Annotated in this window: 16 protein-coding genes; 5 read left to right on the top strand and 11 right to left on the bottom strand. The window is 34.9% G+C overall.

What is annotated here, in order from left to right; translation table 11 throughout:
• Window positions 1-211: 211 nt before the first annotated feature.
• Complete coding sequence (locus MNY66_RS12675) at window positions 212-646, bottom strand: GNAT family N-acetyltransferase (RefSeq protein ID WP_047256654.1); 435 nt, start codon at window positions 644-646, stop codon at window positions 212-214.
• Between the two features lie 128 nt (window positions 647-774).
• Window positions 775-1335, bottom strand: a complete 561-nt coding sequence (locus MNY66_RS12670) for a hypothetical protein (protein ID WP_047256653.1) — start codon at window positions 1333-1335, stop codon at window positions 775-777.
• 432 nt (window positions 1336-1767) lie between these two features.
• Between MNY66_RS12670 and MNY66_RS12665 the strand changes: the two genes are divergently transcribed.
• Window positions 1768-2436: a DUF421 domain-containing protein gene (locus tag MNY66_RS12665; RefSeq protein ID WP_047256652.1), complete on the top strand. Its 669-nt coding sequence runs from the start codon at window positions 1768-1770 to the stop codon at window positions 2434-2436.
• 142 nt (window positions 2437-2578) lie between these two features.
• Here MNY66_RS12665 and MNY66_RS12660 read toward each other — a convergent pair whose 3' ends face one another.
• Window positions 2579-4288: a phosphoethanolamine transferase CptA gene (locus MNY66_RS12660; RefSeq protein WP_241501019.1), complete on the bottom strand. Its 1710-nt coding sequence runs from the start codon at window positions 4286-4288 to the stop codon at window positions 2579-2581.
• 728 nt (window positions 4289-5016) lie between these two features.
• Here MNY66_RS12660 and MNY66_RS12655 point away from each other — a divergent pair.
• The 4 genes from MNY66_RS12655 (at window position 5017) to MNY66_RS12640 (ending at window position 8457) form a co-directional block, all read left to right on the top strand.
• Window positions 5017-5262 carry a helix-turn-helix domain-containing protein gene (locus MNY66_RS12655; RefSeq protein ID WP_241501018.1) on the top strand — a complete coding sequence of 82 codons (246 nt, stop codon included), beginning with the start codon at window positions 5017-5019 and terminating at the stop codon, window positions 5260-5262.
• A 295-nt stretch (window positions 5263-5557) separates the two neighbouring features.
• Window positions 5558-6691 carry an ion channel gene (locus MNY66_RS12650; protein WP_337260528.1) on the top strand — a complete coding sequence of 378 codons (1134 nt, stop codon included), beginning with the start codon at window positions 5558-5560 and terminating at the stop codon, window positions 6689-6691.
• A gap of 47 nt (window positions 6692-6738) precedes the next feature.
• Window positions 6739-7122 (top strand): fluoride efflux transporter CrcB, encoded by a 384-nt coding sequence (gene crcB, locus MNY66_RS12645; RefSeq protein ID WP_047256648.1) that lies wholly within the window; start codon window positions 6739-6741, stop codon window positions 7120-7122.
• Window positions 7123-7290: 168 nt separating this feature from the next.
• Window positions 7291-8457 (top strand): glycerate kinase family protein, encoded by a 1167-nt coding sequence (locus tag MNY66_RS12640; RefSeq protein ID WP_047256647.1) that lies wholly within the window; start codon window positions 7291-7293, stop codon window positions 8455-8457.
• 67 nt (window positions 8458-8524) lie between these two features.
• Here MNY66_RS12640 and ghrB read toward each other — a convergent pair whose 3' ends face one another.
• The 8 genes from ghrB to MNY66_RS12600 all read right to left on the bottom strand — a co-directional run bounded on the left by ghrB (window position 8525) and on the right by MNY66_RS12600 (window position 16549).
• On the bottom strand, window positions 8525-9505 hold the full coding sequence (ghrB, locus tag MNY66_RS12635) for a glyoxylate/hydroxypyruvate reductase GhrB (protein WP_241501016.1): 981 nt from the start codon (window positions 9503-9505) through the stop codon (window positions 8525-8527).
• Between the two features lie 103 nt (window positions 9506-9608).
• Entirely contained in the window at window positions 9609-10925 is a 1317-nt protein-coding gene (gene efeB / locus MNY66_RS12630) for an iron uptake transporter deferrochelatase/peroxidase subunit (protein WP_241501015.1), read from the bottom strand.
• Window positions 10926-10936: 11 nt separating this feature from the next.
• On the bottom strand, window positions 10937-11827 hold the full coding sequence (locus tag MNY66_RS12625; RefSeq protein ID WP_241501014.1) for an EfeM/EfeO family lipoprotein: 891 nt from the start codon (window positions 11825-11827) through the stop codon (window positions 10937-10939).
• Between the two features lie 54 nt (window positions 11828-11881).
• Window positions 11882-12727, bottom strand: coding sequence for an FTR1 family iron permease (locus MNY66_RS12620; RefSeq protein ID WP_241501013.1), 846 nt, complete (start codon window positions 12725-12727; stop codon window positions 11882-11884).
• 36 nt (window positions 12728-12763) lie between these two features.
• Window positions 12764-13099 carry a cupredoxin domain-containing protein gene (locus MNY66_RS12615; RefSeq protein WP_241501012.1) on the bottom strand — a complete coding sequence of 112 codons (336 nt, stop codon included), beginning with the start codon at window positions 13097-13099 and terminating at the stop codon, window positions 12764-12766.
• Between the two features lie 128 nt (window positions 13100-13227).
• Complete coding sequence (locus MNY66_RS12610; protein WP_047256641.1) at window positions 13228-13785, bottom strand: iron transporter; 558 nt, start codon at window positions 13783-13785, stop codon at window positions 13228-13230.
• 250 nt (window positions 13786-14035) lie between these two features.
• Window positions 14036-15493, bottom strand: coding sequence for a dihydroxyacetone kinase phosphoryl donor subunit DhaM (gene dhaM, locus MNY66_RS12605; RefSeq protein ID WP_047256640.1), 1458 nt, complete (start codon window positions 15491-15493; stop codon window positions 14036-14038).
• Window positions 15494-15916: 423 nt separating this feature from the next.
• Window positions 15917-16549: a response regulator transcription factor gene (locus MNY66_RS12600; RefSeq protein ID WP_241501011.1), complete on the bottom strand. Its 633-nt coding sequence runs from the start codon at window positions 16547-16549 to the stop codon at window positions 15917-15919.
• Between the last annotated feature and the right edge of the window lie 117 nt (window positions 16550-16666).

The following is a 16666-nucleotide window of genomic DNA, read 5'->3' as shown; positions in this document are numbered from 1 at the left end:
TGTTCATGGCAGTTATTTAATAATCTTATTTACTTTAGCTATCACATTATTTTTCATAATTAATATAAAATATAACATTGTTACTGAAATTAAGATCACCCAGTATTTTGTTTAAATAAACAGCATATAGAAGAAACTAGGCTGTTGCACTATGCTCACAGCCATAGCCCCTATTCAGTTCATATGGTCTCAGCCTAGATTGTATCCATCGCTATAATTTTAGGTACATTTTTATATGATCCACACCTTCCTCAGAATAAATGTCCCCCTCAGCTTGATAACCTAAGCGGTCATAGAAGGCTTTTGCTGAACATTGAGCGGAAAGTACCAGTTGATTAAAATGGTTATTTCGAGCGTAATTAGCAATAAAATCCATCAACATACGACCAACACCTTTGCCTCGATATTCCGCTAATACAGCAACTCGACCAATTTTCAATCTACCATCTTGTAGGTCCATTGCACGGAGAACAGCGATAGGATTATTATTATCAAATAGAACTACATGCACAGCGGTATCATCATATTGGTCAACATCGATTTCAGCAGGAAAACCTTGTTCGTCACTGAAAACAGCATGGCGTAAATAAAATGCCTGTTGGATTAGTTCTGCTGATTGATAGCCTATACTGTGTTTTATTTCCATTGGATGCCCTGAATAGAATAATGATGATATAAATTTTAGCGGTTAGATTAACATAGTGAATTAAAAATAAAAAAGCGAATTGATGTTTTCAATTCGCTTAATTGGCATTAATTTAAAGAGTGAATTTATTATTTATTTTCTGATTTCAACTCTTCAGTTTTCTTTTTAGCATCATCAGTTAGCTGATCAGCTCTGTTAATTGCATCAGTTTTAACATCCTGCGCTTTGTCAGATAATTCAGCACTTAGCTTGCTGGTATCTTGTTTGATAGCGTCAGCTTTTTTTTCTGCATCTTTTTTAAGCTCAGCTGCAGTATCTTTAGCAGAGTCAGTTAATTCACCGGCTTTAACTGAGAGTTCGTCGGCTTTTTTATCTGCACTGTCTTTTAATTCAGTAGCTTTCTCTGCTATCTCATCAGCTTTTTTATCAGCGCTATCTTTTAATTCAGCTGATTTATCAGAGAGTTCATCAGCTTTTTTATCAGCACTATCTTTTATTTCAGCTGCTTTATCTTTAGCACTATCAGTTAATTCAGCTGCCTTTTTTTCACCCGCATCTTTTACTTGTTCCGCATTTTCTTTAGCTTGCTGAACAGCATCGTCGGCTTTATTTTTTGTTGTATCATCACAGCCAGCTGCCATTGTGATCACACCTGCTAAAATTAAAGAACTTAAAATTTTCTTATTCATAGATAAATCCTTTCTGGTTAAAATGATTTAACGAACTAAGCTATTTCAGTATGTCAGACAATCACTTATTGCTGTCATTGGCTAAAAACTATAACCAATTAAGCCTGATAAATATAGTATATTTAGCAAAGTTTGTAGCAAAGTCTGGAAAACGATACTTTCGGGATTGCGATAAAACAAACTAAACTGATTGATTTTTCTTGTTATTATCACAAATAGAATAGTATCTAAAAACATGGTCAATTAATTGATTGGTTAATTATTTGATTTTTATATATATTTTATTGTTTCCTCATCAGGGCGTTATTTAAAAACTGTATATTATACTTTTTTCTCAGTGTTTTAATAAATAGCGTCATATAACAAAGACTAAATAACTGAATATGCTCTATAATAGTTATATTAATATAATAGACTAATGGATGAAGTAAAATGACCTATTATTATGCGCTAGTAATCGTTAAATTCTTTATCGGATTTACTATCGTGATAACACACATGAATTTATCTGGTAAAACTCAGTTATCCCAAATGACCCCGATTGATTTTATTGGAAACTTTGTTTTAGGGGGAATTATTGGTGGGGTTATTTATAGTGATAGTATCCCCTTACATCAATATATTATATTATTGTTTATTGGTGTGATTTTTATATCTTTACTTAATTATTTAACTAAGAAATTTAATTTTTTCCGTTCGGTTACCATTGGCGATCCAATTCCAATTATAAAAAATGGTAATTTTTTAATGGATAATATTTTAGAAAAAAGTAATAAAATAGATATCCTTAATTTAATTTCTCGCCTTCATGCCCAAGGGATCCATGCTTTCCAAGAAATTTACTATGCTCAAATTGAGCCTGATGGTCAATTAACGGTCATCTGCGATAAATCAAAAATGCCTTCAGTTATTTTAATGAAAGATGGTGAGATTAGAGTCGCCGCGTTAGACAAAATAGGTAAAGATAAAGAATGGATACAGCAGCAAATTAAACAGCATAATATCCAAAAAATAGAAGATATATTTTTGGCCGAGTATTGGAATGATAAGGTAAGTTTTATTTTAACTGATGGAAAAATCAATCGAACTAATGAAGAATAATCTATTCTATGGTTAACGACAATTGGTTGCATTTATTCAATTTCAATGATGTATTATTATAATAATGACTACTCGACGAGATCCGCCGAGTAGTTTTGATAATCATTTATTCTATTCAATCTGGTTTTTTATGATGATGTGACTATTTTGTGAGATCATCATATAGCCTCAGGTTTTGTTTTTTACTAGGATCGCCAATATATCTAGGTTGAGGCTGATAGTTATCATTGAGTAAACTCTTCTCAGGGATAAATCCATCGTAATTAAACCCAGCTAATTCACTCCATGTATAAATAAAATTCATATTGCTATATGGGCGCTGAGTTTTGTCATCTAGGTTGATATTATGATTTTCTAGCCATGCAGGCGAACGCCAAATAATGAAAGGGATATTATACATTGGCTTAGTCGGTGAACCTTCATTTCTACCTAAAGTTTTATGAGGTTCAGTATCAAAGACTTCTTCTCCATGATCAGAAAAGTAAACTAAGAAACCATTGTCCTTTGTATTATCAAAATCTTTAATTAAACTCGATACTACATAGTCATTATAATGTTGGGCATTATCATAGGCATTATAGTCATCAAGATTTTTATCACTTAAATTGGCTGGAACCGCGTTATCTTTGCCGGTAAAAATTTCTTTTTCCGGTGGGTAACGGAATTGATATTTCATATGCGTACCTAGCAGATGAACCACAATAAATTTGCGTTCTGCAGGATCGGCTAATGCTTCTTTAAACGGTGCCAATACAGCATCATCATAACTTCTGGAGCTTTGTGCCATATCGTTATTGAGATAATATTGTTTATCTGTTTGCCGTGAAAATGCCGTTAACATGGTATTTCTTTCGGTCATTGTCTGCTGATTAGTGATCCAAAATGTTTTAAACCCTGCTTGCTTCATTATATTCATTAACGAAGGACGAGTTTGGTATAAATCAGGCTCTAGCTGATCGGCAAATGTTAGTGTTTGCTGTAATGTTTCAATGGTATATGGACGAGGGGTAACAACATCAGTAAATGCGGTTAAATTTTGTGGATAATCACGTTTTAATTTATCTAATTCAGGCGTAGTTTGGCGTGGATAGCCATATAGGCTCATTCTATCACGGCTGGTTGATTCACCAATTACTAATACTAATGTTTCAGATTGATTAGGATTATTATCAATGAAATTAGTCAAGGGAGGTATTTTACTATTATCATTAATAAGCTCTTCCATATTAGCTAGTTGATGCTTATAGAGATAGTAGCCACTAATAAATTGCCATGGGGTAGCATAGGCTAATTTGCTGTTTACATATGCAACAATTCTACTCATTGGTTGGTTGTTTTTTATTCCTTTATTATAATAAGGAATACCAAAAAGTATACTAAGAATTAAAATAGAGCTAATCCATTTTCCTGATGTTGGTAAATAGACTGGTTTTATTTTTCGCCAAAGTAATAATGCGCCTAAAGCATATATCAATAATATACCTATAACTTTAAAGCTGAAATATTGGGTTAAGAACTCACCGGCTTCGTTGGTATTGGTTTCAAAGATGATAAACAACACACTTTGTGAAAATTGTTGCCCATAGACGATGTAATAAGCTAATGCAACTGAAGATGCTAGCCATAATATGATGCCTATAATACCGGTAACTAGTTTGATGCGTTGAGGAAACAGTAACGCCGGGATTAACCATAATGTACTATAAAGCAATGAATCTCTTAATCCGATAGAATTACTTTGTCCACTAATGACAATATAAATCTGGATCAAAGATGAAAAATACCAGAAAAAAATCAGTAGCCATATTAGGCTAGACCAGCTGAATTTTTGCTTTTGATAAGAGTTAACCATAATATCCTAGCTTAAATTAATCTTAATTTTATCTGAGGGTTAGATCACATACTTCACGTGGTTCACATTGAAATTTTACTGATCTAGTTTGATTTATTTACATAAAGATAAATAAGCTAGCCATAATACAACTTGAAGTATCATTGAGATAGCTTTTTATCATCGTACCCTTAGGGTTCAAATCTTAATAATTGTTTTTAAATAATATCCATCCTATTTATTTTGAATTTTTATTTTGATTTTTTATTTTGTTTTGCTATTTAAAACCAATTAAATGTTCATATTATGTTCTTTAACCGATGGTTATGTTGTTTTAATTTACCTTTAGCATAGGTTGATGGTTTTTAATTAGCTTGTTATTCAGGCTGTATGATATTACCTTTGACTGAAACTTTTAATGTGATGGTTAATTGTTTTGTATTTAAAATATTTATTATTTTTTATCATTTTAAATGCTTGTTAAATGATCATTTAAAATATCTTTTCATTTTAATTAAATTAATGTTTAATTATTACTCATAGATTAGTCCTATCAATAATTGATAATTGTATGGTATAAGTGATTTTACTTAGTTATTATGTATGTATAATATCGCCAATAGCTCTAACATTATTATTTTATCTGTTATGTAATTGAAAGTATTAATTTAAATTAATATACCTATTATCTGTTCTATTTATAAGTAATTATTAGTAAATTTTATTTTCATCGGAAATTGAAGGGATTTATGATTAAAAATGAAAATACTTTGTATCGACATATCTCTGGTTTAATTAGAAACGCACGTAAGGAAAAGAAAATTTCTGGTGCCGAGATGGCAAAAAAATTAGGGATTAGTCAACAACAATATTCGCGTTATGAACGTGGCGTTAATAATTTAAAATTATGGAATTTATTAAGAATAATTAAAATTCTTAATATTGAAATAAAAGAAATTATCGATTACATAGATAATGATGAATTAGATAAATAGAATAATTTATTGTAATGTTAATTTTTTATTATTGATCGTAATAAATGCAATCATAAAAAGACTGGTTAATCAGATTTCATTTTATCTCTGATTACGGTAACGTAACGACTAAATTTAGTTAAATTTGTTGTTGTAACTAGCAGCAAAGGCTAGATTTATAGATGTACATCTTCATGCTACATTTAACGTTGTGTAAGTTGTTTTCATTTAGTGCTGCGAGTCGCTGTACTGGCTGTTCTTTTTATGAGCATAAATTATGTTATCTAACCCTATTATTATATTTTTTAAGCGCTTTGTGAGTATTCGATTATTGCTGTCAGTATTGATTATTGTTGATGGTTTTTTAATTATAAATCCGATACTTAATACTTACACTGCATATATTGATTGGCGAGCTAGTGGATTTACAGAATGGCTTAAATCATTAGGTATCATGAAACTACTTGATATACCTAGATTTATTCTCGGCATTTCATTGATTTTCCTTTCTTTCTTTATGCTAACTGGGGCCAGAGTTGCCTGGTTATTTGCAGCTTTTCTGTTAGCCATAATGACCTTTTTAGATCTCAGAGTTGCCCAAGAGCATATTGCTCAAGGTTGGTTTTCTTTAGCCTTATTTGTATCTTTAGGCGTATTTTGGAAACAATATCCTCATCATAGTTTAACCAGCGCCGGTTTTGTTGCTGTTATCTGTATTGTTGCATTACTTATTTATTCTATTTTTGGTACGCTTTATATAGGGACTGAGTTTTCCCCAAATATTAAAGATGTTCCTACCGCATTATATTTTGCTTTAGTCTGTATGACGACGGTTGGATTTGGCGATATTGTACCGATATCCGTTGATGCCAGGATGTTTACTGTTACGGTGATTATTTTTGGAATTACTATATTTACCACCTCGGTGGTTTATGTTGTTGGTGTTGTGGCTAAAGGTACGCAAGAAATTGTACGTAAAAGGTTATCTCATATGAAAGATCATTATGTCGTTATCGGCAGTACCCCTTTGGCTATTCATCTTTATAACGGATTAAAACAACGGGGTTTACCGGTCGCAGTATTATGCCGAGAAGAATATCGTCATATTTTCCCAGAAAAAGACAATATTATTACTGGGGATCCTTCTAATACGGATATTTTAAATGCGGCTTATATAAAAACGGCGAAAAGTATTTTGATCATGACCGATAATGATGCCTTAAATACTTTTACTTTTCTTGCTACTAAAGAGCTAGCTTTGCCAACAGCTAAGATCATGGTAATGGTCAATCAAGATGATAATATGGATAAAATTCGTCGTTTACATCCGGATATGATGTTTTCATTATCTTCACTAAGCGCACAAGTATTAATGAAAATGCTTTGTGGTGAAACTATTACTAATAGCGTTATTGATGATTTTTTGATTAATAATGTGGTTGAAAAATAGATAATAAAAACTGAATCATAAAAGAATAAAATAAGCTCAGGTAGACAATGTTTAATATGATAATAGCAGTCTCTATCGGTTCGGTTATCGGGGGATTGGGGCGTTGGTTTTTAAGTTTAAAATTGAATTCTTTGATTACCTTATTACCTTTAGGGACTTATTTATCCAATGTTATTGCCGGATATATTATTGGTTTCTCTTTTGCTTTTTTTTCACAACAAACCACACTTACCCCTGAATGGCGTTTATTAATAATGACTGGATTGTGTGGTGGGCTCTCGACATTTTCAACATTTTCTCTTGAGGTGATGCTATCTTTCCAAGAAGGAAAAGTAGCTCAGGGAATATTTGAGATATTTATACATTTATCGAGTTCATTATTAATGACTTATTTAGGGATATTGAGCTATAACCTATTGCAAAATAAGTGATTGATATTAAATGTGTATTGTTAATAGGACTCCGGTAATTGACATTCTTCCGCGTGAATTTATCTTCTATTATTATCACCTTCTAAAAATATAATTTGGCTTATAATCATAATATCGTGAGCTATTGAATTTAAATCGAGTCTTATATCGCATATCGCAAGGAAAATAATGAAAATTATAATTGCTCCTGATTCATTCAAAGAAAGTATGAGCGCTAAGCAGGCAGCTCAAGCGATTAAACGTGGATTTCGTCGAGTTTATCCGGACGCTGACTATTTTTGTTTTCCTATTGCAGATGGCGGTGAAGGCACAGTGGATGCCTTAATTTCGGCCAATAATGGGCAGAGAGTCGAGATCCAAGTTACAGGACCGCTAAATAAACCAGTAGATGCCCATTATGGTATTTTGCACAAAGGCACCTTAGCTGTCATTGAAATGGCTGCGGCGAGTGGATTAATGTTAGTACCTGCGGTGCAACGGAATCCATTAGTGACGACGAGTTTCGGAACGGGCGAGTTAATCAAACATGCGCTTTCTCTTGGTGTCCAGCAGATTATATTGTGTGTCGGTGGTAGTGCTACAGTAGATGGTGGGATGGGCATGATGCAGGCGCTGGGAATGAAATTTTATGATGCTGAGCATAATCAGCTAGGATTAGGCGGACAATATTTACAATTAATTGATTATATTGATGACTCCCAGCTTGATCCTAGATTGAAAAATATACAGATTCAGCTCGCTTGTGATGTCAATAATCCCCTGGTCGGCCCTCAAGGAGCGGCTAATATATTTGGTCCTCAAAAAGGTGCTTCCCCAGCGATGGTCGATCAACTGGAACAGGGAATGAATAATTTCGCTGATGTTATCGAAAAAATAACGGGTATCGATTATCGGGCTTATCCTGGAGGGGGTGCCGCGGGCGGATTAGCTATGGCAGCAATTGCTTTTATGAATGCTTTGGTTACCTCGGGTATTGAGTTGGTTATGCAGGCATCAGGTCTTGCTGCGGCATTGGCTAACGCAGATTTAGTTATTGTTGGTGAGGGGAGTATGGATGGCCAGTCAGTAGCAGGAAAAGCACCGATTGGCGTTGCTCTTGAGGCTAAAAAGCACGCTATTCCGGTGATTGCATTAAGCGGTATACTTGGTGATGATATTGAGGGGTTATCTCAGCATGGTATCGATGTGGCATTGAGTATTTTGCCCCGGTTAAGTTCCTTACCTAATGCATTGATAGCAGGGGAAATTAATCTGGAGTATGCGGCGCAGCAAGTGGCGCAGCTATTACGCCTTGGCGGCATGTTAGGTGGCGCTACTAAAGTATCGATGGACTGATAAATGTTGCGAAAAAGTGGACAGATTGCAGAAAGGTAATATGATCAACTGCAATCTTATATCAATATTAATTTTTAGCATCAATGACTTGAGGATTAACACAATTCTCGTGTAGCTGACCGGCAAAAGCTTTAATTAAATTATCAACCGCGCATTCTTCCATCGCATAGCGGGTTTCATGGGTTGCAGACCCAATATGTGGTAGGCAAACTACATTGTCTAATTGCAACAGCTCAGACGATTTATCTAAGGGATCTTGAGCGAATACATCTAAGCCAGCGGCTTGTATTTGATGCGTTTTTAACGCTTCAATTAATGCGGCTTCATCAACCGTTTTTCCTCGCCCTGTATTGATCAGAATGGCACTTTTTTTCATTAATGCGAGCTGCTGACGACCAATTAAATGTTCTGTTTTTGCGGTTAATGGCACGGTTATGCATACAAAATCAGACTGTGCCAGTAAATCCGCTAGCTCACAGTAATGCGCATCCATCTGTTGCTCTATTGGCAGGGATTGATGATTGGAATAATAGAGTATTGGCATTCCAAATCCATGATATGCACGCTTGGCTATCGCTTTACCTATTCGTCCCATGCCGATAATTCCTAGCGTTTTATGATGAACATCACAACCAAACCAATCTGCATCAATGTTATCTGTCCATTCCCCTTTTTTGACACGCTCAGCAACGGTTAGTGCTTTGCGTGCAGCCATTAGCATCAGCATTATGGTGGTATCAGCCACAGTTTCTGTGAGTACGGTAGGGGTATGGGTGAGCAAAATTTTATTATTGTTTAGAGCATCGACATCAAAATTATCGTAACCAACGGAAATTGTTGATGCGATTTTTAAATGAGGCGCTCTCGCTAACAGATTTTTATCCACGTTTTGGCCAGAACCAAGTAGTCCTTGTGCATTAGCTAGAACTCGGATGACCTTTGGATCGCTTAAATCTAAGTTATCTAAGAGTTGTACATCAAAATGTTGTTGTAGCCGTTTAATTAGATTATCGGGTAATTTTTTGTACAGAGCGATTATCGGTTTCATTTGATGCTCCAATTTATGATTTTTAAGTCTGGATTTTCTCAAGGATTAATTATGATCCATTGTATTATTATTTCATTGATTCAGTTTAGCTTTCTTTGGTTAATTATTTTTGGCTGGTTGCCGCAAATAAGTTCTCAGCTAGCGAGTTTTTCACACTCTCAATCCCCGGTAACACAAAATAATAACCGCCTCCAAAAGGTTTAATATAACGCTCTAGAGGTTCACCATTTAGACGTTTTTGGGTATCAATAAAACCAGTTTTAAGGTTTTTTTGATAAGAGACAAAAATCAAACCCATATCTAATAAGCCACTGTTAGTGAGACCGAGGGAATAACTGTAGCTACGACGGCGTAATTTAGCGCTATGCCGATGTGGATTACGAGGCTCTGCTCGGCGCATATGAGAATCAAATAAAATGCGATCACCGTGAGGATCCTGTTCAAATTCTGGCGGATCCATTTCATGCTTCATTCCAATCGGTGCGCCGGTAGTTTTATGGCGGCCAAAATCATTTTCCTGATCTTCAAGCGGTGTTCTATCCCAAAATTCTAAATTAAAGCGGATCAGTCGGATAGCCTGATAAGTTCCCCCAGTACACCACGTCGGTTCTTTGCTACCGGAGGTTATCCAAATAAGATCATCCATCAATTGATTATCAGAAGAAGGGGCATTACCAGTTCCATCTTTAAAGCCAAATAAATTAATCGGTGTACTTTTATTTTCAATATCTCGCGCTGGTAAGAAGCCATCTATTTTCCATAATGGAGCTGCATAAGGCGTGATATATTTTAAGATATCCCTTAAAGCATATAGAGTACTTTCTTTGCTGTTGGCACAAATCTGTAACACGATATCGCCACCACACCACTGTTTTTCTAGACGATCGTTGGGAAAGCTGGTCATTTCAGTCAAGTAATATGGCTTTTGAGATTGAAATCCGAAACGATCGTCAAATATAGAATTCCCTAAAGAAACTGTGATGGTTAAAGAATCAGGCTGTAAATATGAGCCTAAAATGCCAGACTCGGCGGGGGGCATTTTATCATTCAGATCAGCAGGAAGCCGCTGAGTTTGTGTCAAAAATGCAATTCGTTGGGTGAGTAGCTGAAACAGTCGTTTAACTTCATCGCGGTGTTTTGTCGTAATATTTAATGCAATGAAAATCGCCTCTTTTTGTTCGGGCGTGATAACTCCCGCTTGATGCTGCCCTTGATAGTTAATTTGTTGATCGAACTGGGCTATTTTATTGGTTTCTGAGGTTTTTTCTGGTTCACTGGTTTTAGCCAGTAATGATGGGCTAGCAATGGCTAATCCACCTAGCGCCAGTGTTTTAAGTGCTTGACGACGCGAAGTATTGATTGGCTGCTGGAGCTCCAAACGGTGCTGGTCGGATATTTTAGATAATTTATTGGGTAGCATAAGTCAATATCCTAATATTTATAATATACATCAACATCCATTTGCGCCCTAAGCTCAGCTAATCGTTCCGCTTGTTGTGAAATAAGCGAAAAAAGATCCATTTTATCGTGCTGTGAAAGTTTAGAGTAAAGCTGGTATGTGTTATTTGTTAATCGATAATTATCGAGTATTTTATTGATAGCTGCATAATTACGGGTCAATGAAGTTAAGGTATCTTTATTAATAAAAGGGGTTATAAGCCCAATTATTTTTTCTGAACCCGCAATATTTGCCGCAATATCGGTTATGTCTGATTGGCTATAGAGTTGCTCTTTACCGGCTAATTTAGTTTCGAGGATCATTTCCATAAAATCAGCCGAGGCTTGAACTAATTTAGGTATTTCAATGCTCTCAGTAGCCATGCGTTTTCTTAAATCTTTGGCTTTGGTGAGTAATTCTTCTGCCGCTGGGCTTGCTAGCGTAAGATTTTTTTGGTCGAATAAAAAATATTCAACACGATGAAAACCAATAAAACGATAATCTTGCTCACGTTGTAAATAATAGTCAGCGGTTGAGTTCATTACTCGGTCGGTATTACCAAATAACATAATAATTGGGCGTACCATTTCATAATATTGATGTGCCGAAATATACGCTGCTTGCGCATCCATCAGTTGTTGCTGATTAATTGCCCGTTGTAAAATATCTAATTGTTGGATCATGAGATCTAACTGAGCAATTACATAGCTCATATAATGGCTAATAATAGATTGATATTTGATAGGCGTTGGAATATCGCCTTTGGCAATAATAATTTCATCGCCAGTTTGCACTGGCGATCTAAGCGCTTTACTGTTGGCTGTTGTTGATAACAGGCTCAATAAAATGACCGAACTAATTGTTTTCACTATTTTATTATTCATACTCTTACCGCATTATCGACTATCTAATTTATCTCATTAACTTAAATGGTTAGCTTACTGGACTGATTTATTGCGAGGTTGGCTGCGATAAAATAGCCAGCTAATAATAACCCAGTAAAGGATAAAAGTAATCACACTTAAACCAATAGGTTGGGCGCGATAGGCAAAGAATGAAGCGATAAAATTGCCGCTGATAGTTGAATCATCGAGAATATTAGTAGTGTCCCAGACGGGATAAATTAAGAAGTCAGGTAAGACTATATCGTATTCCAATAGCAGGTTAGCTATTCCTTCCATACCTCTTAATAACAGCGATAATGCGAGGAATAACAAGACAATTCCGGTAATATTAAAAAATATTTTCCAAGAAATTAATCGATAAGTCAGCAAGAAAATATACAGTGTTAACGCTGCAATGATAATCCCGCCGATGACCTCAGTGAAGAAAGAAGGGGCGGTTTCGGCATTTAATCCCATGATAAAGCTAGAAAGGAACACGACTATCTCACTGCCTTCTCTCGCAATCGCGATGGCAATAATAAATAGCGCTCCCCACCATGAATGTCGCTCTGCATTACGGCTAATACCAGCCTCAATACTGGATTGCATTGAACGGCCATTTTTATTCATCCAGTAAACCATTTGTACGATCAAAATAGCGGCAAAAATTTCCATAAAGATCATGAAAAAGGATTGGCCTGTATCATCTAATACATTGAATACGCCATAAATTAACAGCGCGAGTACAATCGATAATACGATACCAAGAGCTACGCCACCCCATAAAAATTTTATTCCGGTACCAGCATCTGGATGACGTTTAATCCATGCATAAATAATGCCGATAACGAGTAGCGCTTCAAAGCTTTCGCGCCATACTACAAACAGGATTTGACCCATAACTGTTCCTACTTACTTTGGTGAGTTCTTATTATGTTATTTAGCAATGATCTCGCCTTTAGGATGCGATAAATGAAAATCATCGAAGAAGGAATAAGTCCCTGGTTTCAAAGGGGCAATGACTACCACTGAACTTGCACCTGGCGCGAGAACTTTTTCTTTTCTAAGTTGGGTACTTTCAAATTCAGCGGGTTCAGTACCTGCATTGGTAATTTTTATCCGAATAATTGTTTTAGCTGGGACTTCGAGCACTCTGGGGATTAGATCACCGTTTTTCATTTCTAATTCGACGGTATATTTTTCGGCGGCAATTGCTTGGCATGCCATAAAAAATGATATAAATAACAATAGATAAGGTACTGATTTTCTCATTTTACACGTCCGAGAAATGAGGAAGGGAAAAACATTATAGTTATTTATCAAGCTGATTCTGAATAGAAACACCCATCGTTATCAATAAAATAAACGACGGGTATTATCTAATTCAATACAAAATATGATTAATAACTGCCTTTACGACCTACGCCTGCATAGTCAAATTCCCAAGAAGTTTCAAAGGGTTTAAACCATGGAGCGACGCCTGTTTCTTTATCAATATGGCGACCAAAGGCGACATTCTTGTTATAAGAAGGCGGTAAGATTTTATAAGTTACGCGATATTTACCGAAACCATTTAATTTTACGTTTTCACCATAATGTGGGCCATCACTAGCCACCATTGGCATAAATGTACCTGATTGTGTTTCTGGCTTGTCGCCTAACTTAGTGACAGTATATTCAATGGTCAGATAAGGGATCCAATCGCCTTCTGCAAAACCGTTAGGATTATCTTCAACTGCATGAATATCGGCTTCTAAATGGACATCTGCTTTATCTGCTGCAAGATGTGCAGCAGCATGATGCCCTTCTTCTGTATCCATAGTGATTGGTTGCAAATAGACGCCTTGGATCTCCATACCATCTTTGATAACGGGCTGACCCATTGGGTATTCTTGTGCAAAAACAGTCGCAGAAAAGAACACGAGACTTGAAACAACAACTTGATAAGCAGGTTTCATGATTATTCCTTGCCATATGATTTTTATATTTTGGAACGTCAATGATAATCATTATTATTAAAAAATATCAAGATGAAATTTACATATTTTAATAGTAGTTAAATAATCAATGTTAATCAGTTAGTTAAGTATCCTTAATAATGAATATAATAAAAGTTCTATGCATACTTAATATTATATTTATTGGCTATTTTTACCGCTAGATTAAATTAAATGATTACGTATTTATTGTGTTATCGGCTAAAAATAATCATGAGTGAATAGTGAGCAATGATTTTTTTAGATCCATGATTAACTTACTATTATTATGAATAGACAATATTTTATCCCCTAAATTTACCAGCATTGGTATCCCCATTTTTTGGGCGATAATTGCGGTATGTGCATAAGGTGAGCCATCACTTAGTGCTATACCTATAATATTAGAACAAGCTAGCTGAATGATTTCAGAAGGATAAAGTGTATCTGAAATTATAAGAGTTGGATGTCCGAAAGTAGGAAACTGCGTTTTTTGTCCGGTTAAACTCAATAATAATTGCCGTCTTAAATCATCAATATCAAGATATCTGGCTTGCAGATATTCATCGTTAATCTGTCTATATTGCGCCGCAATGTCAGCAAAGGTTTTATCAATCGCGGTATAAGCACTGGTTTGATGTTGTTCTATATATTGATTAAGTTGCTGGATAATTTCTTGATCAGTTAATAAAATTTCATGGCTCCTAAAGATTTCAGCAATTGATGCACCATATGTCTTTTCTGCGTGTTGGGCGATGAGATTTAAATTTTGGGCTACCTGAGTTAATGCTATCGTAAGTTTTTGTTTTTCTGATTTATTCTGTGTATTGATTCTTAGGTTGAGTGATGGTGCTACGCGTAGCCAGAGAAATGACAGCCCAGACACGATAGGCTCGATAGATTTTTGACCATAAAATAGGGTGGTTGAATTATCTAATGGTTCGCCAAAATTGTCGGCAGCTAATATTTTAAAGGCGTTAATCGCCTCCTCAGATTGGTTGCCACTGGCGATTAAGTTAATTTGATCACCTTGGCGTATCTGCAGTAAAGCAATTTGATTCATATTTTTAGGATTAACTTGTTGCGATCCTTTTTCTAAAATCAATTGAGCATCAAATGGCGTTAACAGAGCGGAGATTTTTGCTGCTGGACGAGCATGTAATCCGTTAACATTTCGCACTACCCATAGATAATTAACACTATTCTTAATATCTATATTTTGAGTATTGATATTATCAACACAAAGGGGAGCGATGTTTGAATGTATTGCGAGATCACCTAATTGAGCTTGCTTAGCGATTAATGAATTTTCAGCATCAGACAAAAGTGTATCGATAGAGACATTTGTGTTGGTGGATGCGGCAACGGTGATAGCGATAGCGCCTTCAACAATCGGGGCGGCACAGAAATACGTTTTTGCCGCCAGATCTGTAGCCAATAATTCTACCGCGGTTTGAGCGCTGAGAACCGCGCTGCCTAAGTCCATTAATAAAATAATTGCATTTGCATCAGATAATGCTTCTATAGCCTCCATTACTCGTATGGCATCAGTACCTATTGGGTGTATAGGGTCATCAATACCGGCGGCAATTTTTATCTGGCAATATGTACTATTTTGCATCTCAGCAGCTAATTCTTCTATTCCTGCTGCGAGTTTTGCGCTATGTGAAACAATGACTAAACCTATCATTACTACCTCTCAACATTGGAATAATCTCTAAAGAGACAAACAATATACTTAAATAGAGCCTGGGAGGCAGGTAGGATGGTGATTAATGTTAACTACCTCCCGATTTAGTCGATGAGTTGATCAAAGAATAATTCGATCGTGCAAAACGTATCTCGATAAAGATAAATGAATTAACACTAAAGGAGTAGGTATTAAAATAAAGTATTATAAGAATGCCAATCCTTAATCCTTACACAATAAAATTGGCATATAATTTATACAAAAATACGCCAACTTAGTAAAATTTTATATTTAATACCTTATCCATCAATTAATATGAGATTAACTACAAATCAAAATGAAAAGTTGAAGCTAATAGCTATTTTTACTTAAAAAAATACAAAAATAACTTAATTTATTAAATTATAAAGAATGAAGTTCTAGTTATATATTTTCAGTATAAGTTATTATATAGCTATATTCATTAACCAATTGTGGCAATGATTTTATTTTTAGCTTGGTATATATGTTGGAACGATGAACTTCAACTGTTCTCGGGGATAGAGATAATTTTTCAGCGGCTTCTTTGCTAGTATTGCCATCAAGTATCATTGCCATTACTTCTTTTTCTCTATTTGATAATTTTTTGAATTTTTCTGATAAAGAAGTAAATAATTGATAACGCTCAAATGATCTCTTAAATACATCCGATGCATTATTAATAGCATCCTGAAGTTCAAAGCCTTTTAGTGGAAGATGGAAATATTCAAAAGCCCCATTCTTGAATGAGTCACGACATATTTCAATCGATGGTTTTTCAGTGATAATAATTACAGGTATGATATTATCCTTATTATTCAATGCGTTAATTCCTGATATTGATAGGTAATCCTCATTATTTATATATTTAATAATACATTCTTGAGTAACGTTAGTTACCGGATAAGTATAATTACTAATAAAGGATTGTTCGTCTTTATAAAATCTAATTTTTCCACCAATAGACTCCATTATTAATTCAAGCTTGTTTTTAGTGGCATTGTCATCGTGCATAATTATATGAATGATTTTTTCCATTATTATCTCCTTTGGCACAAATTTTTAATTTATAAGACTTAATTAAAATTAATATACATATAGACACATAAATTGTGATGTAATAGGTATTACTTAATCTTTTTTATGTTTTATAAT

It is taken from the genome of Moellerella wisconsensis (assembly GCF_022592395.1).
GTDB classification, from domain to species: domain Bacteria; phylum Pseudomonadota; class Gammaproteobacteria; order Enterobacterales; family Enterobacteriaceae; genus Moellerella; species Moellerella wisconsensis.
This window is presented reverse-complemented; position numbering and strand designations above follow the sequence as displayed.